The organism is Stenotrophomonas sp. ATs4 (assembly GCF_051861585.1).
GTDB lineage: Bacteria > Pseudomonadota > Gammaproteobacteria > Xanthomonadales > Xanthomonadaceae > Stenotrophomonas > Stenotrophomonas maltophilia_AS.
Genome location: NZ_JBLYPK010000001.1, coordinates 78,051 through 100,557, shown reverse-complemented (window position 1 = coordinate 100,557; position 22,507 = coordinate 78,051). Strand labels below are relative to the sequence as shown.

Genomic DNA, 22,507 nt, shown 5'->3' with positions numbered 1-22,507 from the left:
GTGGGCTGTGGTCAACGGTATTGGCCGGGGCGGTGCGCTTGGCCGAAGCTGTGCGCATGAAGCCGATTTCCCGTATTTCCTTCGAGGGCCAGGTGGGCCTGGTGACCGGTGCCGCCGGTGGGCTGGGCCTGGCCTACAGCCGCCTGCTGGCCGAGCGCGGTGCGCAGGTGGTGATGCATGACGTCGGTGCCGGTACCGATGGGCGTGGCTGTGACCCACAGCGCATCCTGCGCAGCGTAGAAGCGCTGCAGGGGCAGGGTCTGCCGGTGCGGGCCGCAAGTGGTCCCATCGACCATCGCGCGGGTTGCCACGCGCTGGTGCAGGATCTGTTGCAGCTACATGGCCGCATCGATTTCCTGATCCACAACGCGGGCTGGGTCGAGTACCAGACGCTGGAAGCGATCGAGGACGCAGCGCTGGAGCAGATGCTGTGCCTGGCGGCGAAGACGCCGCTGTGGTTGGCGCAGGCGGTGTGGCCGGCGATGCGCGAGGCGGGTGGCGGGCGCATCGTCATCACCACCTCCGATCGCGCGCTGTATCCGCAGTACGCACAGCGCGGACTGTCCGCCTATGCGATGGGCAAGCTGGCCGCGCTTGGCCTGGTCAATGTGCTGGCGCTGGAAGGTGCCGAGCACGGCATCGTGGTCAATGCGGTTTCGCCGGTGGCGAAGACGCGCATGTGGGGCATCGACGGTGAGCCCGACGAACTGCATCCGGACGCGGTCGCGCAGGGCGTGGCCTATCTTGCGTCCACGCGCTGCCACGAGGGTGGCTGGGTGCTGCGCGCAAGCAATGGCCAGTTCCATGCGTTGCGCCTGCAGGAGGCCGAGCACGTGGCGTATCCGCGTGATCTGCGCGCAGTCAGCGCCGACAGCATCGAGTCGGTGGCACTGCAGTGGCCGGCCATTGCCCGCGCCAGCGTGGACGCGCGCGGCTGAGGGCGTACTCTAGGTGGGTTCCCATTGCTTGCATCGAGATGATCGACCTGCGCCTGCTTCGCCAGTTCGTGGCCGTGGCCGAAGAGCTGCATTTCCACCGTGCCGCAGCCCGCCTGCATATGTCGCAGCCACCGCTGACCGCGGCGATCCGACGGCTGGAAGACGAACTCGGAAGTGAACTGATCGTGCGCGGCAACCGTACTCTGGGCCTGACCGTGGCCGGGCAGACGCTGCTGGTGGAGGCGCGGGCAACGCTGCAGCAGGCCGAGCAGGCGTTGCAGCGCACGCGCGAGGCTGCTGCCGGGCAGTCCGGCAGCCTGCGCGTAGGCTATGTAGGCAGTGCGCTGTATGGGCGCCTGCCAGGCTTGATCCGCCGCTTCCGCCAGCAGTACCCGCAGGTACAACTGCACCTGCAGGAAGCCACATCGCGCCAGCAGCAACTGTGGCTGCGTGAGCAGCGCATCGACGTCGGCGTGCTGATTCCACCGATTCCCTCCGCCGAGCTGGTGCTGCACGACTTCGACCACGACCGCCTGGCCATCGCGCTGCCGCGTGCACATGCGCTGGCCGACGCGCCGGACGTCGGTGTGGCGATGCTGGCTGACGAGCCGTTCGTTTCATGGCCTGCAGGCGAGGGCATTGGCTTCCACGCGCAGGTGCTGGGCCTGTGCACCGCGGCGGGCTTCACCCCGCGCGTGGTGCAGGAAGCGCAGGGCATGCACGCGGTGCTGTCGCTGGTGGCGGTGGAGGCGGGGGTGGCGATCGTGCCAGCCAGCATGGCCAGTTTCCGCCCGGAAGAAGTTGTGTACCGCCTGATCGACGGCGCCGAGGCCGGCTTCGAACTGCAGTTCTGCATGCGTCCGGAGGCACCATCACCCGTGCTGGGAAATTTCCTGGATGTTGCCACCGCGAGCTGATCCGGCGGATCAGCTACGCCTTACCGCCGCGGAACAGATGCGCAACGGCATAGTCGATGAACACCCGCAGGCGTGCACTGGGATGCCGCCCGCCGGGCCATAGCAGCGAGAACTGCCCTTTGTGCGTGGGCAGTGCAGGCAGCACCTGTTGCAGGCGACCATCGGCCAGCGCGTCGGCTGCGAGGAAGTCAGGCATCCAGGCCAGGCCCATGCAACCGATCGCAGCGGCCAACAATGCCTCCATGTTGTTGCAGGTCATCGCCGTGGGAAGGCGCGCTCCGGCATCGCCTTCGATGCCCGGCAGCTGCCACGGATGCAGTTTTCCGGTGGTGGGGTAACGGAAGCGCAGCGCGGTATGCAGGCGCAGGTCGCCCACATCGCCGGGAGTACCGTGCGCCTGCAGGTAACCAGGCGCCGCACAGAGCACGAAACGAAAGCCGCCCAGCCGCCGTGCAGTCAGGCTGGAATCGGCCAGTTCACCACTGCGTATCACCGCGTCGAGACCTTCGCTGACCACATCGACGATGCGGTCGTTGAAGTCCAGTTCCAGCTGCACCTGCGGGTAGCGCTGCTGGAAGCCGGGAAGCACTGGTAGCAGGAAACGGTAGCCGATGGTGGGCAGGCCGATGCGCAGCAGTCCACTGGGCGCGTGCTGTCGCTGTGCCAGGTCTGCCTGTGCTTCGGAAAGTTCGTCCAATGCACGCCGGCAGCGCTGCAGCAGCAGTTCGCCTTCGTCGGTGAGATGCACGCGGCGGGTGGTGCGCTGGAACAGGCGCGTGCCGAGTTCCTGTTCAAGGCGGGCGATGCGCTTGCCGACCGCCGACGCGGACAGGCCGAGTACACGTGCAGCACCAACGATGCTGCCGGCCTCCGCGGTGCGGACGAAGGCGAGCAGGGCAGAGATGGAGTCCATGTAGGCATGATTGCGGAACATCTGGCCGTAATCAACGTCCATCCAGCCTGTTTTTCAGGAATAGCGGCCTGCTCATCATCAATGCCCCTGATGGATGGAGGCCCGCATGGCCCCGGTTTCGATGCTCCCCGTACCTGTCCAGACGCAGCAGCGCTGGACGCTGCTTGCCGTCTGCCTGGCCGCACTGGCGTTGCCGTTGTCCTTCTCGGCCGGTGCGGTCGCGGTGCCCGCGCTGGCCCGCTCCGCGGCGTCGTCGCCAACGGCGCTGGCCTGGGTGACCAACGCCTTCATGCTCACCTTCGGCAGCTTGTTGCTCGCTGCCGGTGGCCTGGCCGACCGCTATGGCCGACGGCGATTGTTCCTGCTGGGCACGGCGGGTTTCACCATCGCCACGGTTGTCGTCTGCCTTGCTCCCACGCTGCCCTGGCTGGATCTGGCGCGCGGGTTGCAGGGCGTTGCCGCCGCAGCGGCGTTGGCATCGGGCACGGCTGCGCTCGCGCATGCCTGGCAGGGGCCGGTGCGTGTTCGCGTCTTCGCTCTGCTGGGCACCACATTCGGTGCGGGGTTGGCGCTGGGGCCGCTGCTTGCGGGTCTGCTTCTGCAGGCGTTGGGATGGCGCAGTGTGTTCGCCGCGGGCGGAGTGCTGACGTTGGCGGCCTTCGCACTGGGCGCGCGCGTGTTGCCCGAAAGCCATGGCGAACGCGGGCGGTTGGATATCGGCGGCATGCTGGGCTTCAGCCTGATGCTGGCGGCATTGACGCTGGCCCTGCTGTGGCTGGGGGAGTTTGGCCCGCACGCCGTGCGCGTGCAGTTGGCGCTGTTGGCGACGCTGCTGATGGGCGGGGCGTTCGTCTACATCGAACGACTGCACCGCTCACCCTTGCTGGACCTCTCGTTGTTCTCGCAACCGGCCTTCCTCGGTGTCCAGCTGCTGCCGGTGGCGACCTGCTTCGGCTACGTGGTGCTGCTGGTCGTACTGCCGCTCCAACTGCTGGGCGTGCATGGCCAGAGCGCGACGCTGGTGGGGCTGCAGATGCTGGCGCTGTCCGCGCCGATGCTGGTGCTGCCGATGCTGGCCGCGCGCTGGGCCGAGCGCGTGGGAAGTGCGCGGCTGTGCACGCTGGGACTGCTGGTCTGTGCCTCTGGCCTGTACCTGTTGTCGCGCCACGCGTCGCAGCCGTCGCCGTCGCAGTGGGTGCCGTTGCTGATGCTGGTCGGTGCGGGGACGGCCTTGCCATGGGGGCTGATGGATGGGCTGTCGGTGAGCGTGGTACCGGTGCAACGTGCGGGCATGGCCGCGGGCATCTTCGGAACCGTGCGCGTGGCCGGTGAAGGCATCGCATTGGCCGCAGTCACTGCCTTGCTTGCGCTGCTGATCGGCCACCAGCTGCAGGGGGCGTCGCCCGCGTCACTGGCGCGTGCCGGTGCCTATCTGGCCACGGGGGCGCAGGCACAGGCGCAGGCACTGCTTCCGGCGATGAGCGGCGCGCAGCTGCAGCAGGCCAGTGCCGAGGCGCTGGCGATACTGCTGCGTGTCCTGGCGCTGCTGACCGCCGCATGCGCGGTGCTGCTGCACCTGCTGCTGCGGCGGTCAGCGCTGGGAATACTCAGAACCGATAGCTGATGGTGCCGGTGACCACGCGCGGGTAGCCGGCGAAGCAGTCGCCAAACGTGCGGCACGGGGCGTAGTAGCGCTTGTCGGTGAGGTTGGTGATGTTCAATGCCATCGTCCAGTCGGTCACCTGCACTTCCACCAAGGCATCGGCCAACGTGTAGCTGGGGGTGATGATGCGCCCGCCATTACCCAGCGACGCCGTGTTGCCGACATGGCGCACGCCCAGCCCCAGGCGCAGGCGTGCGGCATCGTCCAGCTGGAAGCCCTTGGACACCCAGGCCGAGGCCAGGTCCTGTGGGGTGTCGTTGAGGCGCTGGCCCACTTCCAGCGCGAAGTTGCTGCGGCTGACCTCGGCCTCGTTGCGCGCAACGGCGGCGGTGATCGTCAGGTCGTTGGCGAACTGGAACTGGCCTTCCAGTTCCACGCCCTTGGAGCGGATCTGCCCGGTCTGCACCACGTTCAATACGTTGTCCGGGTCGTTGGTCTGCCGGTTGGTTTCTGTGATGCGGTATGCCGCCATCGTCAGCAGCAGGTTGCGTGCCGGTTGCCACTTGATGCCGGCTTCGCTCTGGCGGCCACGCATCGGCTTGAAGGCCTGGCCGAACAGATCCTGGCCAGTAACCGGCAGGAACGATTCGCTGTAGCTCAGGTAGGGGGAGACCCCGCCGCCGAGGTCACCGATCACGCCGGCGCGGTAGGTGGTGGCGTTGTCGGTCTGGCTGGGTTGGCCTTCGGTCCTGGAGCGTGCATGGTCGCGGCGTGCGCCCAGCACCAGCGAGACGCGGTCGGCCCAGCGGATCTGGTCCTGCACATAGACACCCAGCTGGGTGGAGGTCTGGTCCGGCTGACGATCCCAGCCACGCACGATCGGTGCGACCGATAGCGGGGTGTAGATGTCGATCGGCGTGCCCGTGGCGTCCAGCCGCTGCAGCTGCTCCTTGTACTGGCTGTAGTCCACCCCGGCCAGCAGCAGGTGCTGGAAGGCACCGGTGGCGAAGTCGAACTGCAGCGCATTGTCGGCACTGAAGATCTGCACGTCGGGGCGGGTGCCGTAGGCGGTGCGGTTGACCACGCGGCGGCCGGCATCGATGAAGGGATCTGCCGGATTGCTGTAGCTGTCCACGTACATCTGCTGCAGGGTGGTCCTGCCGTCGATGTAGCGCACCGCCGAGCGCAGGCTGAGCACATCATTGAAGCTGTGGTCGAACAGCGCGGTCAGGCTGTAGACGCGCGAATCGATGCGATCAAAGCCGGGGTGGCCGATGAAGGTGGAGGTGTCCAGGCGACGGCCCGGCGGTGCCAGCAGGGTCGCTGCCAGTGGCAGGAACTGCTGGCTGGAGCCGGTCCTGTCGTGCTGGTAGCTGGCCAGCAGGGTCAGCGTGCTGCGTTCGCCGCGCCAGCTGATCGACGGCGCAAGGTAGATGCGATCGTCCTTCAGTACATCGGTCTGCATGTTCGATTCACGCACCAGCCCGACGAAGCGGCCGGCAAGCGTACCGGCATCGTTCAACGCGCCGCCGATGTCACCCTGAAGCTGCCTGCGGTCGAAGCTGCCGAACTGCACGCCCACCTCGCCAGTGAGGGCGCCGAAGGTCGGGCGCTTGCTCATCGCATTGATGATGCCGCCGGTGGCGCCGGCACCGTACAGCACCGAGGACGGGCCGCGCAGTACTTCCACCCGTTCCAGGCCATAGATTTCCGGGCGGGCGAGCGGGCTGAACCCGTAGCTGCGGCGCAGGCCATCCTGGTATTGCACCGGGTCCAGGCCGCGCACCGAGGTCGCATCGTTGCGGGTATCCAGGCCCCAGGCATCGGCGGTGACGCCGGCGCTGTAGCGCAGCACTTCCTGCAGGTTGTGCGCACCGCGATCGGTGAACAGCTGCTGGGTGACCACGCTGATCGCCTGAGGCGTTTCGGTCAGGGCGGTGTCGGTCTTGGTTGCGGTGCTGGCCCGCTCGGCCACCACGGTCACCTTGTCCAGGGTGCGTGCCGCCGAGCCGTCCTGGGCGTGGGCGATGGCCGAGGCCAGCAGAGTGGGCAGGGCGAGCGTGTACAGCAACGGGCGGCGCGGCGACAGGGCGGGCATCGTCAGGAATCCGGGAAGGGCGGTGACGGCGGATTATCCGGATGCCTGTTCGTAAATACAAATGATTCCCAAGTGCGATTGCGCCTGCCGGGCCTTGTCTCAGGGCAGGCCGTCTGTTGCGCAGCGGATGCTCATCCAGGCGCCGCCGCCGGGGGCGGTGCCGGCACGGACGCGGTAGCCGTGCAGGCCGGCAATGGCGGCCACGATCGACAGGCCCAGGCCGAATCCAGGTCCCTGGCCGGCGCTGCTGCCACGGAAGAAGCGCTGGTAGATCAGCGTGCGGTCCTTCGGCGGAATCCCCGGCCCGTTGTCGATCACATCGACCCTGGGGACGCCATGGTCATCGACTGCGCGCAGCAGGATGCGGCCCTGCGCCGGTGTGAACTGCAGGGCGTTGGACAGCAGGTTGGCCAGCGCTTCGAACAGCAGTTCGCGGTCGCCACGCAGTGGGCCGATCTTCGGGTCCACCTGCAGCTCCAGCAACTGCTGCTTTTCTTCGGCCAGCGGCAGGTAGAACTGGTGGAGTTCCTGCAGCAGATCGGCAATGTCGACCTCGTCGAAGGCCGAGCGCCGCTGGTGGCTCTCAAGCTCCGACACCCGCAGCAGCGCAGCGAAGCGCGCCATCAGCATGTCCGTCTCGGCCAGTGCTTTGTCCAGGGGATCGGCATGCGGATTCAGTTCGTCCAGACCCACGCGCATGCGATAGAGGTGCGCGCGCAGGCGGGTGAGCGGGGTGCGCAGATCGTGGGCGATGCTGTCGCACACGCCCTTGACCTCGGTCATCAGCTGTTCGATGCGCTCCAGCATGGCGTTGACGATGCTCGACAGCCGATCAATCTCGTCGCGGCGGTCGGATACCGGCAGGCGCTGGCTGAGATCGCCGGCAACGATGCGGTTGGTGACCGCTTCGATCTGCTGGATCCGCTTCAACGGGCGCCGGCGCAGCAGATGCCAGCCCACCAGGCCGGGGATGATGGTCAGACACACGCCCCACAGCAGTGCATCGAGGATGATGCTGTTGACCGCCATGAGTTTGCCGTTCTGGCGCACGAACACCAGCGACCGGCCGTCCCGGGTTGCCACGCCGAGCGCACTGCCTCCGTTCTCGTGGCGGCCATTGGCCAGCGTCCAACCGTCCACCGGATGTGAGTTGCCATCCAGCGGCAGTCCTTCGGGAATGGCCGTCAGCGGGCCCGCCATCGGCAGGCCGCGGTTGTCGAACAGCCCGTACGTATAGACCTGGTGCAGATCGAAGCGCTGGCTGTCGCGCAGCGCGTCGTCCAGCGCCGGGCCTTCGAAGCTCATGAACAGATGGGCGCGCTGCTGCAGGCCCGACTCGGTCAGGTCGTTCAGGTAATCCGAAATGCGCCAGTACATCACGCCCAGCAGCAGGCTGGACCAGGCCACGAACAGGATGCAGTACAGGCCCAGCAGCCTGCTGCTGGAGGAGCGCCAGTGGTCAGGATTGCGCGTCGAAGACATAGCCGGTCCCACGTACGGTCATGATCGGTTGCGGCCTGCCGGGTTGCTCGATGCGCTTGCGCACACGGCCGATGTGCACGTCGATCAGGTTGGTGCCCGGATCGAAGTGATAGCCCCAGACTTCCTGGAACAGCATGCTGCGGGTGACCACCTGGCCGGCGTTGCGGACCAGGAATTCGAGCAGCTTGAACTCGGTCGGCAGCAGCGCAATCTCATGGCCGCCGCGTCGTGCTGAACGGGTCATCAGGTCCAGTTCCAGGTCGCCGGCGCGCAGCACGTTGTCGATGGCAGAGGCCTGCCCCTGGCGCCGGATCAGTACTTCCACGCGTGCGGCCATCTCATCGGAGGCGAAGGGCTTGGTCAGGTAGTCATCGCCGCCGGCGCGCAGGCCACGCACGCGTTCATCCACGTCCGACAGCGCACTGATCATCAGCACCGGCGTGGTGATGCCTTCGCGGCGCAGCGTGGTGACCAGGGCCAGGCCATCGATGCCGGGCAGCATGCGGTCCAGGGTGATCACCGCGTAGTCGCCTGCACGTGCCAACGCCAGGCCATTGCTGCCGTCGCTGGCCAGGTCCACGTCGAAGCCGTGGCTGCGCAGTTCAGTGGCGATTTCCTCTGCGGTGACAAGATCGTCCTCGATGGTGAGTACGCGCGGCATGGGCCAGTGTGCAGAGTGGGACAGGGGCATCCTCGCAATCGCGGGCAGCGACTGCAAATGAAAAATGTTTCATGCGCCATTTAGCAGGATCGTGCCGCCGCGTCTTCTATATTCGGCGCCGAACGCTCCCCCACGCGTGGAACCTGCAGCCGATGATCCTTCCGAACCCCTCCCGTCCGTATCGCGCCTGGTGGCTGCCCCGAACCGCCGGTCTTCCGCTGCTGGCGCTTGCCCTGGCCGGCCTGCTGAGCGCCTGCGGAAAGGATGCACCCAAGCCGGGCGCGACGACGCCTGAGGTGACGGTGCTGACCCTTCGCAGCCAGCCGCTGGCACTGCAGCAGGAACTGCCTGGGCGCAGCGTCGCCTCGCAGGAATCGGATGTGCGCCCGCAGGTGGATGGCGTGCTGGTGAAGCGGCTGTTCGAGCAGGGCCAGTGGGTGAAGGCCGGGCAGCCGCTGTTCCAGATCGAGCCGGCGCTGTACCAGGCGGCACTGAACGAGGCACAGGCCAACCTGAAAACCGCCGAGGCCGCGGCGGTGACCGCGCGCCTGCGGGCGCAGCGCATGCAGGCGCTGGGCAAGGACCAGCTGGCCGCGCGCCAGGACGTGGACGATGCGATCGCCGGCAACCAGCAGGCCGCCGCCGCCGCGCAGGCCGCACAGGCCGCACGTGACACGGCCAGCACACGGCTGGGATTTGCCACGGTGACGTCGCCGATCGCCGGGCGCATCGGCCGCGCGCTGTTCACGCCAGGCGCGCTGGTCACCTCCGGCCAGGCCGATCCACTGGCACGGGTGCAGCAGATGGACCCGATGAACGTGGACATCACCCAGTCCAGCAATGAGTACCTGGCACTGCGCCGCGCCATCGCCGACGGTGGCGTGCAGGCCGATACGGCGCCGGTGCGGCTGCGCCTGTCCGATGGCACCGATTACCCGTTGCCGGGGACGCTGGAATTCGCCGATATCGATGTACAGCAGGAAACCGGCAGCATCACCCTGCGTGCACGTTTTCCCAACCCGGACGGGCAGCTGCTGCCGGGCATGTACGTGCGTGCACTGGTGGGGCAGGGCACCCGTCAGCAGGCGCTGCTGGTGCCACAGGCGGCGGTGGACCGCAGTCCGAAGGGCGAGGCGCAGGCGTGGCTGGTGGACAAGGACGGCAAGGCCCGCCTGCGCCTGTTCCGCACCGCACGTGCGGTCGGCGACCAGTGGCTGGTGCTCGACGGCCTGGCCGCCGGCGAACAGGTGGTGGTGGCCGGCGCGCAGGGCCTGGCCGATGGCATGACGGTGCGGGTGAAGGCTGCGCCAGCACCGACCGGAAAGGGCTGAGCAGATGCTGCCGCGCTTCTTCATCCATCGCCCGGTATTCGCCTGGGTCCTGGCGATCTGCATCATGGCCTTTGGCACCATCGCGGTGACCCAGCTGCCGGTGGAGCAGTACCCGGACATCGCACCGCCGCAGGTCAACATCACCGCGAACTACACCGGTGCCTCGGCGCAGACCGTGGAAGACAGCGTCACCCAGGTGATCGAGCAGCAGATCAAGGGCATCGACCACCTGCTGTACTTCTCGTCCACCAGTTCGTCGTCCGGGCAGGCGCGGATCACGGTCACCTTCGACCAGAGCGCCAATCCCGATATCGCCCAGGTGCAGGTGCAGAACAGCGTCAACCAGGCCATCAACCGGCTGCCGCAGGAAGTGCAGCAGCAGGGCGTGACCGTGGCCAAATCGCAGGGCGACTCGCTGATGGTGGTGTCCCTGTACGACACCAGCCGGCGCATGGAACGGGTGGACGTCTCCGATTTCCTGGTCAGCAACGTGCAGGACCCGATCAGCCGCATTCCCGGTGTTGGCGAGATCAACGTGTTCGGCTCGGCCTACGCGATGCGGGTCTGGCTGGACCCGCACAAGCTGCGCGCCTATGACCTGATGCCCTCGGACGTGCGCAGCGCGATCCAGGCGCAGAACACGCAGGTGACCGCCGGCGAACTGGGCGCGATGCCGTCCAGCCCGACGCAGAGTCTCAACGCCACGGTGACCGCGCAGTCGCGCCTGCAGACTCCCGAACAGTTCCGCGCCATCATCCTGCGCACCTTGCCGAACGGTGCAGCAGTCGTGCTGGGGGACGTCGCAAGGGTCGAGATCGGCGCGGAAAACTACCAGACCAGCAGCTATCTCAACGGTTATCCCGCAGCCGGTTTCTCGGTGACCCTGGCCTCCGGCGCCAATGCGCTGGCCACCGCCGACGCGGTGCGCGCAGAGATCGAGCGGCTGCGGCCAACGTTCCCGCCGGGGCTGCAGGTAGCCTATCCGCGTGACAGCACGCCGTTCGTGCGGGTCTCGATCGAGGGTGTCATCCACACCCTGATCGAAGCCATCGTGCTGGTGGTGGTGGTGATGTTCCTGTTCCTGCAGAACCTGCGCGCGACCTTGATTCCGGCGATCACGGTGCCGGTGGTGCTGCTGGGCACCTTCGGCGTGCTGGCCGTCGCCGGATTCACCATCAATACGCTGACGCTGTTTGCGATGGTGCTGGCGATCGGCCTGCTGGTCGATGATGCGATCGTGGTGGTGGAGAACGTGGAGCGCATCATCCACGATGAGCATCTGTCGCCACGGGAAGCCACCGAGAAATCGATGGGCGAGATCACCGGCGCGCTGATCGGCATCACCGTGGTGTTGGGCGCGGTGTTCCTGCCGATGGCCCTGTTCGGTGGTTCCACCGGCATCATCTACCGCCAGTTCTCGATCACCATCGCCTCGGCCATGGCGCTGTCGGCGCTGGTCGCGCTGACCCTCACGCCGGCTTTGTGCGCGACCCTGCTCAAGCCGTCTTCGGCGCAGAAGCCGCAGGGCCGCTTCTTCAGGGCATTCAACCGTGGGGTCGAGCGCAGCCAGTTGGCCTACCAGGGAAAGCTGGGTGGCGTCGTTACCCGACCGCGGCGCTGGATGGCGTTTTACCTGCTGTTGGTGATCGCGATGATTGCCTTGTATGCGCGCATGCCGACCGGCTTCCTGCCGGTGGAAGACCAGGGCCAGGTGACGTTCCAGTTCTCCACACCGGAGGGCACGCCGATGGCGCGCACCGAAGCGCTGGGTGAGCAGATCAGCCGCTACTTCATGGAGCACGAGAAGCAGAACCTGGACGTGGTGTTCGTGGTGGTCGGGCGCAACAATGCCGGCACCGGGCAGAACGCAGGGCAGGGCTTCCTTGCACTCAAGCCATGGGATGAGCGCAAGGGTGACAACACCGCTGCGGCGATCATCACCCGTGCCAATGCCTACTTCCGTGCGCTTCCCGATGCCAAGGTCAATGTGCTGGCACCGCCAGCAGTGCGTGGGCTGGGCCAATCCAGTGGTTTCGAGCTGTGGTTGCAGGACACCAGCGCTGCCGGTCGCGTGGCCCTGCAGGCGGCGCAGGAACAGGTGGTGCGCGCAGCCGGCGAAGACGATGGACTCACCTCGGTGCGCTTGAACGGGCTGGGCGACAAGGCCGAATTGCGGCTGGACATCGACCATGCCCAGGCCAGCGCGCTGGGCCTGGCCCAGGCCGACATCAATTCCACGTTGTCCGCAGCCTGGGGCGGCAGCTACATCAACGACTTCCTCGATCGTGGCCGGGTCAAGCGGGTCTACATGCAGGGCGACCAGCCCTACCGCAGCGTGCCCGACGACATTGGCCAGTGGTACGTGCGCGGTGGCAATGGCCAGATGGCCTCGTTCGCCAGCTTCGCCATCAGCCACTGGGCGCGCGGCCCGCAGCTGCAGCAGCGCTTCAACGGCCTGCCGGCGATGCAGATCCAGGGCAGTGCCGCCGAAGGTCGCAGTTCGGGTGAAGCGATGCAGCGGATGCAGGCGCTGGTTGCCGATCAGCCCGGATTCGACCTGCAGTGGAGTGGCCTGTCCTACCAGGAACAGTTGGCCAGCAACCAGACGTTGTGGCTGTACACCGCCTCGATCGCCTTCATCTTCCTGTGCCTGGCCGCGCTCTATGAAAGCTGGACGGTGCCGGTGGCGGTGGTGCTGGTCATTCCGCTGGGCGTGATCGGAACCGTGCTGGCGACCACGGCGGCGGGCTTCGTCAACGACATCTACTTCCAGGTGGGTCTGCTGACCACCATCGGACTGTCGGCCAAGAATGCGATCCTGATCGTGGAGTTCGCCGAAGCCCGCTATCGTGCCGGCAGTTCTGCGGTGGAGGCCGCACTGCAGGGCGCGCGCCTGCGCCTGCGTCCGATCGTGATGACGTCGCTGGCGTTCGTCGCCGGCGTCATTCCGTTGGCGCTGGCCACCGGTGCTGGTGCGGTCAGTCGCCGTGAGATCGGCATGAGCGTGATCGGCGGCATGGTGTCCGGCACGGTGCTGGCGGTGGTGCTGGTGCCGCTGTTCTTCGTGCTCGTGCGCCGCCTGGGACGGTCAAGGCCGCTGCACTGACGGGGGCGGCGACTGTCATCTGACTGCCGCACGGCCCTCACCGGTTCTTTGCCCATGCATCGCTAGCGTACAGGTCCCCGTCCCCCACGGAGACCCGCCATGTGGCTGTTCGACCATCTCTGGCCAGGCCGCAGGCCGTTACCTGTCCCGGTCGAAGCACCGCCACAGGCTGCGCCCCGCCGGCCTTGGCTGAAGCGCCCGGTACGCGCCGGGCGCAGTGGCATGGCACCGTGGCAGAAGGTTGCCGCACCGCCACGGCGCACGCGCCACTAGCCTAGTCGCTGCGGTCGGCCGGGTGGTTGACCCCATCGTTGACCGGAATGATGCCCAGTGCGAACGGGTCGATGCCTTCCAGGCACGCCACGTTGTAACCGTACTGGTCCGGGTTGGAGCGGCGCCGGTGGTGGGTGTAGATGCCGCACACACCGCAGAAGTAGTGTTCGGCTACATGGGTGTTGAACTGGTACAGCCGCAGGTGATTCTGCCCGCGCACCACCTGCAGGCCGTCGCGGCTGACGCTGGCGGCAATGGCGCCACGGCGCCGGCACATCGAGCAGTCGCAGCGGCGCGGTTCGACAATGCCGTCCGGCAGCTCCAGCAGCAGCTCGACCGTGCCGCAGTGGCAGGTCGCGCGGTGCTGGGGTTGGACCGGAACGCCGGCCACGGAAGTAATGCCCATCAGTGCTCCTGTGAGGTGAAACGAAGCCGCAGAGGCCGCCGCCGACGGTGCGCCGGCCTGCCTGAACGGGCCGTAGATGCCACGGTGAACCCGCTTGTGGCTAACTATGCGGCTTCAAGACCGCGACAGGATGCCAGTGAAAGCCGCAGGACGATGGATGACAGGAAGTGCCATGGCGCTGCTGGCGCTGTGGATGACCGGGCTGCTGGCCTATCAGTTGCCGGGGCCGGGCTGGCTGGCCACCGGCGTCGCCGGGCTGTGGCTGCTGGTGGCGCTGTGGGCGTCGTGGCGGGTCGCGCGGGGCCGTGCCTCGCGCCGCCTGGGCCTGGTCTTCGGTGCGGTGCTGGCGCTGGCTGGCCTGTGGTGGCTGCTGCTGACCCCGCGGCAGGACCGCGAGTGGGCCGATGATGTGGCCCAGCGCCTGCATGTGGTGTCCTTCGATGGCCGCCACGTGGTGCTGGACAACGTACGCGACTTCACCTGGCGCAGCGAAACCGACTACGACGCGCACTGGGTGCGTCGCGAATACGACCTGGACCAGCTGCGCTCGGCCGACCTGGTGCTGTCGTACTGGATGGGCCCGGCGATCGCCCACACCCTGATCTCGTTCGGCTTCGACGACGGTCGCCACGTGGTGTTCTCGCTGGAGATCCGCAAGGAGCGTGGCGAGTCGTTCTCTGCACTGGGCGGCTTCTTCCGCAAGTTCGAGATGACACTGGTGGCCTCGGAAGAGACCGACATCATCCGCACCCGCACCAACGCGCGCGGCGAGGATGTCTATCTGTACCGCCTGTACGGCATGGACCGTGCGCAGCTCAAGGAACTGTTCGCCGCCTACATCGCGCAGGCGCGGGAGCTGGATGCCAGGCCGGGCTTCTACAACACGCTCACCAGCAACTGCACCACCATCGTGTTCGACCTCGCCCGGCATATCGCGCCGCGCCTGCCGCTGGATTACCGCCTGCTGCTGTCCGGTTACCTGGCCGAGTACGCGCAGGAGGTCGGCGCGCTGGCGCCGGGCGTGCCGTACGCCGAGCTGCATGACAAGGGCCGCATCACCCAGCGTGCGCTGGACCTGGGTGACGGCGACCACTACTCCACCGTGATCCGCCAGGGCGTGCCCGGCACCGAGCAGGACCCGCAGTAATGACTCGACTCCTCATGACCCGCTGGCAGCGTGCGCTGCCGGTGTTGTTCGCCGCCTTCCTGCTTCTGGGCAGCAGCGGCTGCGCGATGGTCACCGTCAAGCAGGTGAAGTCCAGCGATTCGCTGGTCAACAAGCGTGCCGACGTGCTCAACACCGGCAAGCTCAGCCCTGCTGCGCGCGAGACGCTCAGCGCCGCAGGCCTGGACGAATCGCAGTGCGACAAGGACTTCCTGGTCTGCCGCAGCACGTTGCTGATGACCGACGATCTCAATGTCGAACAGCGGCTGTCAGCGCTGTCCGAGCTGTGGGTGAAGGCCGCGCTGGCGATGACACCGAAGAAGACCGCCGCTGGCGAACCGCCGATGAGCGACGCGGCGCTGGATGCGTGGCTGGAAGCCGCGCGCTATGCGTATGCGTACCTGTTCTACAGCGGCCGCTCGCCGTCCGACCGTGCCTTCGAGGACCGGCAGACGCAGGTGCGTGACTACTACAACTACGCCGCTGAAAAGGCGGCGGTGGTGCTGTTCGTGCGTGCGCGTGCGGCGGCACTCGCCGGCGAGGACTACACGAAGCCGATCTCGGTTGGCAGCTGGTCGCTGGCGTCCAACTACCAGCAGCTGGGTCTGAAGAGCATCCCCGCGCAGCTGGTGCCGGCCGGTACCGTCAGCTTCGTCGGCCTGCGCAGCACCTATCGCCGCGATGGTTTCGGTGCCGAGCTGGTGATGGTGATGGATCCACCGAAACTGGTCGCCCCGGTGATCGCGCCGGATGGTCCGAAGGCTGAAACCACGCAGGACGACGAAGATGGCGCACGTCGTGGTCGCCATCGCCATGACGATTCGGTGCCCGAGTTCAGTGAGATGTCCTCGATCAACGTCACCGCGCTGCTGCGTTTCGAAGGCAGCAGCCTGGAAGACGTGATGCGTACGCGCCGGGTCGAGCTGGATGCCTACTCGCCGGAAGCCACCGAGCGCATCACCCTGCACGGCGAGCAGGTGCCGCTGGCCGGCAACTTCACTGCGGCCTACGGTCTGTGGCTGGCACAGAGTGGCTTCGCCCGGCAGTCGCTGCGCACCCTGTTCGGCATGAGCGAAGGTATCGGCGAGCCGCACATCTACCTGATGCAGCCGTGGGATCCGAACCGCCGCATCATCTTCATGCTGCACGGCCTGGCCAGCAGCCCGGAAGCGTGGGTGAACCTGGCCAATGAGATCATGGGCGACCCCGAACTGCGCCAGCAGTTCCAGGTGTGGCAGGTCTATTACCCGACCAATGCACCGATCGCGTTGAACCGTTACGAGATCGCCAACGCGTTCAACGATACGCTGGAGCACTTCGATCCCAACGGCAGCACGCGAGCATCGAAGGACATGGTCTACATCGGCCACAGCATGGGCGGGGTGCTGGCACGCCTGCTGGTGAGCGATTCGGGCGACGTGCTGTGGAATGACCTGCTGGCCAACTACGACCTGAAGGGCGAGCGCCTGAAGCGGGTGCAGAACAAGCTGGGCCCGCTGCTGCATTTCAAGGCACAGCCAAACGTGGAACGCGCGATCTTCATCGCCGCGCCGCACCAGGGCACGGATATCGCCGGCAACAAGGTCGGGCGCCTGATCGGTCGTCTGGTGCGCCTGCCGCTGACCATCCTCGGCAAGTTCGAGGACGTGTTCATGGCACTGGCGCAGGCCGAACAGCAGGTCGATGGCACGGCCAAGCCGAAGATTCCGAACAGCATCGACAACCTGAAGGCGAGCGACCCGTTCGTGAAGGCCGCCGCGCAGCTGCCGATCGAAGCGGGCCTGAAGTACCACTCGATCATCGCCCAGCGCAAACCGGAGCTGCCGGTGGAGAAGTCCGATGACGGGCTGGTGCCGTACTGGAGCGCGCACCTGCCGGGCGCGCTGTCGGAAAAGGTGATCATTTCCGGCCACAGCGTGCAGGAGACCCCGCAGGCGGTGCTGGAAGTGCGGCGCATCCTGCATCGCGACGTCGATGACGTGGGGACCGCTGCGACGCCCTGACCGCTGCGCTCGCCGGGCAGGGTCCGGCGCTACCACGCGCGCATCCATCGGTAGCGCCGGGCCATGCCCGGCGGAAGCGCAATGCTGAGGCGCTAGACGCGTCGCGCGATCACCGTGGCCAGCACCGCCAGGCCGAAGGTGATGGCCAGGCACAGCAGGTAGCCGGTGTGGGGCGCGGCTTCAACGAACAGCGCGAACAGCGCGCCGGAGACCGCCAGCGCGGTGGTCACCGACAACGCCTCGCTCAGCTGCAGGGCCGAGGTGTTGGCCCCCTGCTCATGCGCTGCTGACAGCGACAGGGTCAGCACCGACAGGCTGGCGTAGATCATGCCCATGCCGAAGCCGGTCACCGCCCAGCCGACCAGGGCGACCGGCAGCGGTACCGCGTTGAACAGTACCGCCAGGGTGGCAGCGATACCAATCATCATCAGCGGCGTGCCCACGCGCAGCAGTTGCTGGCGCGACCAGCCGCGCTGCTGGTGGCCCTGCAGCCAGGAACCGGCAAACCAGCCCAGCGCACCGAGGCTGAGCACCGCGCCGGCCCAACTGGGCGAGAGCCCCCGCTCGCGCTGCAGCAGCAGGGGCAGGTAGGCCTCGCAGGCGAAGAAAGCCGCTGCAGCAATGCCGCGCAGCGCGATCACGCTGGGCAGACCGCGGCGTAGCAGCAGCGTGCCGGCCGGCAGCAGCCGGTGCACGCAGAACAGCAGCGCCAGCAGTGCCACGCCGATGCTGAGCAGGGCCGGCACACCGCGTTGCTGGCCACCGAAGTACAGCAGCAGCGCCGCCAGCGAGGCGCCACTGGCCCAGCGCACCACGTTGCCACGCCCGTCGTCGCTGCTGCCCGCGCCGGTGGGCTGCTTGCGTGCCAGCGCCGGGCGCAGCAGCAGCGCGGCCGGTATCGCCAGCAGCGGCACCGCCAGGAACACCCAGCGCCAGCCAAGGTGCTGCACGATCAGCCCGCTCAACGCTGGGCCGATCATCGACGGCACCACCCAGCCTGCGGAGAACGCGGCAAACACCTTGGGCCGCAGGTGCTCGGGGTAGCTGCGCCCCACCATCACGTATAGAGATACCGAGATCGCGCCTGCGCCCAGGCCCTGCAGCAGGCGGCCGGCCACCAGCATGCCCATGCGTATCGCAAAGCCGGCCAGCAGCAGGCCCAGCACAAAACAGGCCAGGCCATGCCACAGCGGTCGTGCCGGCCCCTGGCGGTCGGCCCAGCGCCCGGCCAGGGTCATGCCGATCACGCTGGTGGCCAGCGTTCCACCGAACGCCAGCGCATACAGGCGCAGGCCATCCAGCGCCTCGGCCACGGTCGGCATGGCCGCCGCCACCGCCAGGGCTTCGAAGGCATGCAGCGCCACCAGCGCGACCATGCCGATGGTGGTGGCGCGGTAGCGTGCGGACAGGATCGAAGTGTCGGCCGGCGCATTGGCGTCGGCGGGGGAGAGGGTCGGGGTCATACGGGTCAGATGCGGGCCGCGCTTGTCAACTGGCGGCGAAGATAGCAGCATGACACCTCAACAGCAGTTGAGGTCAAGCAATGGTGTCCCAGGAACTGAGCGTGGGCGACGTCGCCGAGCGCAGTGGCGTGGCCGTTTCCGCGCTGCATTTCTACGAGCGCAAGGGCCTGATCAGCAGCCTGCGTACCTCGGGCAACCAGCGCCGCTACAGCCGCGACGTGCTGCGCCGGCTGGCGGTGATCCGTGTGGCGCAGCGGGTGGGCATGCCATTGGAAGCGGTCGGCCGCGCCTTCGAGAGCCTGCCTGAAGGTCGCGCGCCGACCAAGGCGGACTGGGCCAAGCTGTCCGCGCGCTGGCGTACCGAACTGGAAGAGCGCATCCACATGCTGCAGCTGCTGCGCGACGAACTGACCGGCTGCATCGGCTGTGGCTGCCTGTCGCTGCAGCATTGCCGCCTGGCCAACCCTGGCGACGTGCTTGGCGAACGCGGCGACGGACCGATGCGTTGGGAATGACGCACGGGAAAGGGCCCGGCTCCGGGTAGCGCCGGGCCATGCCCGGCGGATCACCAGACGGTGATCGTCTCGCCGCTCAGGATGCCTTCCACTGCACGCTGGAAGGCCAGCGCCGCACGCTGTGCGCTCACCGCTTCAAAGCCCGGGAAGTAGGGTCCGTAGGCGTCCAGCGCTTCGATCAGCACGTTCGGGCTGACCACGTTGATGCGCAGGCCGCGTGGCAGCAGTTCCAGTGCCGCCGCACGCACGAAACCTTCCAGCGCTGCATTCACCGAAGTAGCGTTGACGCCATCACGGATCGGTTGCGCGCTGATGATGCCGCTGGTCAGAGTGATCGAGCCGCCGGCGTTGATGTGGTGCTGGGCGGCCAGTGCCAGGCGCACCTGTCCCAGCAGCTTGTCCTGCAGGCCGATGCTGAACTGCGCCGGCGTCATTTCCTTCAGTGGGCCGAAGTGCACCGAGCCGGTGGTGGAAATCACCGCATCCACCGGGCCTGTGCGCGCGAACAGCTCGGCAACGCTGGCATCGTCGGTCAGGTCCACGCGCAGCTCGCCGCTGTGGCGGCCGGCGCTGAGGATCTGATGCTGTTGGCCGAGCTGGCGCGCGACTGCCTGGCCGAGAGTGCCGCTGGCACCGACGAGGAGGATCTTCATGGCCGTTCCTTGTGAAGGGGGAATGGATGCAGTCTGCGCTCTCACATTGAGGTTAGGTAAGCGGCGTATGCTTCGCAGATTCCTAACTCTGGATTCGTAATGGATACCCTTCGCTGCATGCAGGCCTTCGTTGCCGTAGCCGAGTGCGGCAGCTTTGCCGGCGCCGCCGAGCAGCTGCAGGTCTCGGCGGTGATGGTGGGCAAGTACATCCAGCAGCTGGAAGCGCATCTGGGCACCGCGCTGCTGCAAAGGAACACCCGCCGCCAGCGCCTGACCGAAGCCGGCGGTGCCTACCTGGCCGGATGCCGGCAGGTACTGGAGCAGGTGCAGCAGGCCGAGGCCGATGTGGCCGGTCTGCAGGTACAGCCACGCGGCCTGCTGCGGGTCAGTGCGCCGACCACCTGGGGCAGCTGCGTGCTGGCGCCGCAGCTGGCGGGACTGCTGCGTGCACAGCCGCAGTTGAACATCGAACTGGACCTGAGCAATCGTCGTGTGGATCTGATCGAGGACGGCTTCGACGTGGCGATCCGGGTCGGGCCGCTGCCATCGCAGGAGGTGGTGGCGCGGCCGTTGCCGCCGTATGCGATGAGCCTGTGCGCGGCGCCGTCTTATCTGCGCAGGCGTGGCACGCCACGTACACCCGGGGATCTGCAAGGGCACGACTGCCTGAGCCATCTGGCCTGGCGCGGCGGCCACGGTTGGCAGCTGGCCAATGGTCACCAAGTGGACTGGGAGGCGCGGCTGAGCTGCAACGATGGCCTTGCGCTGCGAGAGGCTGCCGTGGCCGGCGCGGGGCTGGTGCTGCAGCCGACCGCGCTGCTGGCCGGCGAGATCGCGGCAGGGCGGTTGAAGCCGCTGCTGCGCGACTACCTGCCCGAACCGCGACCGATGCATCTGATCTATCTGCCCGATCGCAGGCCGCGCCCACGATTGCAATGCTTCGTCGATTTCATCATGACCACATTGGGGCAATGAGCATCCACGCATGGCGTGGATCTACCGAAGAGCACCGTGCATTCCAGCGTGGATGACGGTGTGTGCCGACCGTTGGTCGGCACGCATCGGGATAAATCATTCGCCGCAGACAGCAGAGCGCGGTGCATTCCAGCGGCGACAGGTATCAGTAGATCCACGCCATGCGTGGATGACGTTGTGTGCCGACCGTTGGTCGGCACACATCGGGATCAATCATTCGCCGCAGACAGCAGAGCGCGGTGCATTCCAGCGGCGACAGGTATCAGTAGATCCACGCCATGCGTGGATGACGGTGTGTGCCGACCGTTGGTCGGCACACATCGGGATCAATCATTCGCCGCAGACAGCAGAGCGCGGTGCATTCCAGCGGCGACAGGTATCAGTAGATCCACGCCATGCGTGGATGATGGTAGGTGCCGACCGTTGTTCGACACACATCGGGATCAATCATTCGCCGCAGACAGCGCCTGCCCACGCACCTGCGCGGCACGCAGTGCGGTGTCCACCAGCGCTTCGAAACCACCGGCCTGGAAGCTCTCGATCGCGGCCTGCGTGGTGCCGTTTGGCGAGGTCACGCGGCGGCGCAGTTCGGCCGGGCTCTCGCCGGCCTCATCCAGCATGCGCGAGGCGCCCAGCAGGGTCTGCACCACCAGCGTGCGCGCGGCGTCGGCCGGCAGGCCCTGGGCAATACCCGCCGCTTCCATCGCTTCTGCCAGCAGGAACACATAGGCCGGTCCGCTGCCGGATACAGCAGTCACCGAATCCATCAGCGACTCGCTGTCGATCCACACCGTGCGCCCGGCACTGGCCAGTACCTGTTCGGCCTGTGCGTGCTGCTGCGCATCCACCGATGGTGTGGCGTACAGGCCGGTCACGCCGGCGCCGAGCAGGGCGGGGGTGTTGGGCATCGCGCGCACCACCGGCAGGTTGCCGCCCAGCCAGCGTTCCAGCTGCGCGCTGGTGATGCCGGCGGCGATCGACACCACCAGCGGCCGGTCCGCCTGTGCCAGTGCCTGCAGTGACTGGCAGACATCGCGCAGCACCTGCGGCTTCACTGCCAGCAGCCAGGTGCGGCCCTGCGCGGCGGCATCGGCCGCGTTGTCGTGCACCTGCACGCCGAAGTCCGCAGCCAGCGACTCGCGCAGTGCGGCCACCGGTTCGGCCACGTGGATGTGCGCGGCGGGCACGCCCTGGCGGATCAGGCCGGCGATCAGGCTGCGGGCCATGTTGCCGCCGCCGATGAAAGTGATGGAATCAGCTGCCATGGAAATCTCCTTGGAAAATCAGGCCGGGCGCGGGCGCGCGCCGAACAGGGCGGTGCCGATGCGCACCAGGGTGGCGCCCTCGGCGATGGCTTCGGCGTAGTCGCTGCTCATGCCCATCGACAGCGTGTCGACCTGTGCGTGCCGGGTGGCCAGCGACTGGAAAAGTGTGCGCATGCGCACGAACGCATCCCGACGGCGCTCTGCCTCGGGCCACGGTGCGGGAATTGCCATCAGGCCGCGCAGGCGCAGCAGGGGTTCGGCGGCAATCGCGGCGGCCAGCGCGTCCACATCCTCAGGAGCACAGCCGTGCTTGCTGGATTCGTCGTCGATGTTGACCTGGATCAGTACGTTCAGCGGGCCGCGCGTGGCCGGGCGATGGCGCGCCAGTGCGGTCACCAGCTTGGGCCGGTCCACGCTCTGCACCCAGTCGAAATGGCTGGCCACGGCATCGGCCTTGTTCGACTGCAGGTGGCCGATCAGGTGCCATTCCAGTGCCAGGTGCTGCAGCGCCTGCATCTTGGCCAGCGCTTCCTGCACGTAGTTCTCGCCGAAGGCGTGCTGGCCCTGTGCGGCCAGCGCGGCCACGGCGTCGGCCGGCTGGGTCTTGGACACCGCCAGCAGGCGTGGATCGGGCCTGCCCGCGGCCTCGGCGGCGGCATGCAGGTTGCTCAGGATCTGGGGCAGGGGAGTGGCCACGTAACGCGTTCCATTGAATCAGGAGGCTATACTGCCGCCCGGGG

General features: G+C 67.3%; 18 protein-coding genes. 9 read left to right on the top strand and 9 right to left on the bottom strand.

The annotated features are described in order from the left end of the window. Window positions 1-56 precede the first annotated feature (56 nt). On the top strand, window positions 57-938 hold the full coding sequence (locus ABR323_RS00510) for an SDR family NAD(P)-dependent oxidoreductase (RefSeq protein ID WP_439447841.1): 882 nt from the start codon (window positions 57-59) through the stop codon (window positions 936-938). A 38-nt stretch (window positions 939-976) separates the two neighbouring features. Then, entirely contained in the window at window positions 977-1,855 is an 879-nt protein-coding gene (locus ABR323_RS00505; protein WP_439447840.1) for a LysR family transcriptional regulator, read from the top strand. A 13-nt stretch (window positions 1,856-1,868) separates the two neighbouring features. Here the strand turns inward: ABR323_RS00505 and ABR323_RS00500 are convergent, their stop codons facing one another. After that, entirely contained in the window at window positions 1,869-2,768 is a 900-nt protein-coding gene (locus tag ABR323_RS00500; RefSeq protein ID WP_439448161.1) for a LysR substrate-binding domain-containing protein, read from the bottom strand. A 106-nt stretch (window positions 2,769-2,874) separates the two neighbouring features. Here ABR323_RS00500 and ABR323_RS00495 point away from each other — a divergent pair, with 106 nt between their 5' ends. Continuing rightward, a complete protein-coding gene (locus ABR323_RS00495; RefSeq protein WP_439447839.1) occupies window positions 2,875-4,392 on the top strand; it encodes an MFS transporter in 1,518 nt (505 codons plus the stop codon). Here ABR323_RS00495 and ABR323_RS00490 read toward each other — a convergent pair. The 3 genes from ABR323_RS00490 to ABR323_RS00480 form a co-directional block, all read right to left on the bottom strand. Continuing rightward, entirely contained in the window at window positions 4,376-6,469 is a 2,094-nt protein-coding gene (locus ABR323_RS00490; protein WP_439447838.1) for a TonB-dependent siderophore receptor, read from the bottom strand. The genes ABR323_RS00495 and ABR323_RS00490 overlap by 17 nt on opposite strands. Window positions 6,470-6,568: 99 nt before the next feature. Beyond that, window positions 6,569-7,951, bottom strand: coding sequence for a sensor histidine kinase (locus ABR323_RS00485; RefSeq protein WP_439447837.1), 1,383 nt, complete (start codon window positions 7,949-7,951; stop codon window positions 6,569-6,571). Then, entirely contained in the window at window positions 7,929-8,612 is a 684-nt protein-coding gene (locus tag ABR323_RS00480; RefSeq protein WP_439447836.1) for a response regulator transcription factor, read from the bottom strand. Before ABR323_RS00480 ends, ABR323_RS00485 begins: the two co-directional genes overlap by 23 nt. A 152-nt stretch (window positions 8,613-8,764) precedes the next feature. Between ABR323_RS00480 and ABR323_RS00475 the strand changes: the two genes are divergently transcribed. Then, the gene (locus ABR323_RS00475; protein ID WP_439447835.1) at window positions 8,765-9,943 is read left to right on the top strand and encodes an efflux RND transporter periplasmic adaptor subunit; all 1,179 of its coding nucleotides are present in this window, start codon (window positions 8,765-8,767) and stop codon (window positions 9,941-9,943) included. Window positions 9,944-9,947: 4 nt separating this feature from the next. Beyond that, window positions 9,948-13,049 carry an efflux RND transporter permease subunit gene (locus ABR323_RS00470; protein WP_439447834.1) on the top strand — a complete coding sequence of 1,034 codons (3,102 nt, stop codon included), beginning with the start codon at window positions 9,948-9,950 and terminating at the stop codon, window positions 13,047-13,049. 274 nt (window positions 13,050-13,323) lie between these two features. Here the strand turns inward: ABR323_RS00470 and ABR323_RS00465 are convergent, their stop codons facing one another. Then, window positions 13,324-13,728, bottom strand: a complete 405-nt coding sequence (locus tag ABR323_RS00465; protein WP_439447833.1) for a GFA family protein — start codon at window positions 13,726-13,728, stop codon at window positions 13,324-13,326. A 172-nt stretch (window positions 13,729-13,900) separates the two neighbouring features. Here ABR323_RS00465 and ABR323_RS00460 point away from each other — a divergent pair, with 172 nt between their 5' ends. Both ABR323_RS00460 and ABR323_RS00455 read left to right on the top strand, forming a co-directional pair. Continuing rightward, entirely contained in the window at window positions 13,901-14,875 is a 975-nt protein-coding gene (locus ABR323_RS00460) for an Lnb N-terminal periplasmic domain-containing protein (RefSeq protein ID WP_439448160.1), read from the top strand. Then, a complete protein-coding gene (locus ABR323_RS00455; RefSeq protein ID WP_439447832.1) occupies window positions 14,875-16,896 on the top strand; it encodes an esterase/lipase family protein in 2,022 nt (673 codons plus the stop codon). Before ABR323_RS00460 ends, ABR323_RS00455 begins: the two co-directional genes overlap by 1 nt. A 92-nt stretch (window positions 16,897-16,988) precedes the next feature. Here ABR323_RS00455 and ABR323_RS00450 read toward each other — a convergent pair whose 3' ends face one another. Beyond that, window positions 16,989-18,410, bottom strand: a complete 1,422-nt coding sequence (locus tag ABR323_RS00450) for an MFS transporter (protein ID WP_439447831.1) — start codon at window positions 18,408-18,410, stop codon at window positions 16,989-16,991. A 29-nt stretch (window positions 18,411-18,439) separates the two neighbouring features. Here ABR323_RS00450 and soxR point away from each other — a divergent pair, with 29 nt between their 5' ends. Beyond that, complete coding sequence (gene soxR / locus ABR323_RS00445) at window positions 18,440-18,874, top strand: redox-sensitive transcriptional activator SoxR (protein WP_439447830.1); 435 nt, start codon at window positions 18,440-18,442, stop codon at window positions 18,872-18,874. 50 nt (window positions 18,875-18,924) lie between these two features. Here soxR and ABR323_RS00440 read toward each other — a convergent pair whose 3' ends face one another. Further along, window positions 18,925-19,527: a short chain dehydrogenase gene (locus ABR323_RS00440; RefSeq protein WP_439447829.1), complete on the bottom strand. Its 603-nt coding sequence runs from the start codon at window positions 19,525-19,527 to the stop codon at window positions 18,925-18,927. Between the two features lie 99 nt (window positions 19,528-19,626). Between ABR323_RS00440 and ABR323_RS00435 the strand changes: the two genes are divergently transcribed. Next, the gene (locus tag ABR323_RS00435; RefSeq protein WP_439447828.1) at window positions 19,627-20,502 is read left to right on the top strand and encodes a LysR family transcriptional regulator; all 876 of its coding nucleotides are present in this window, start codon (window positions 19,627-19,629) and stop codon (window positions 20,500-20,502) included. Between the two features lie 443 nt (window positions 20,503-20,945). Here ABR323_RS00435 and proC read toward each other — a convergent pair whose 3' ends face one another. Continuing rightward, window positions 20,946-21,767: a pyrroline-5-carboxylate reductase gene (proC, locus tag ABR323_RS00430; protein ID WP_439447827.1), complete on the bottom strand. Its 822-nt coding sequence runs from the start codon at window positions 21,765-21,767 to the stop codon at window positions 20,946-20,948. Window positions 21,768-21,785: 18 nt separating this feature from the next. Further along, entirely contained in the window at window positions 21,786-22,463 is a 678-nt protein-coding gene (locus ABR323_RS00425; RefSeq protein ID WP_439447826.1) for a YggS family pyridoxal phosphate-dependent enzyme, read from the bottom strand. Window positions 22,464-22,507: the final 44 nt, after the last annotated feature.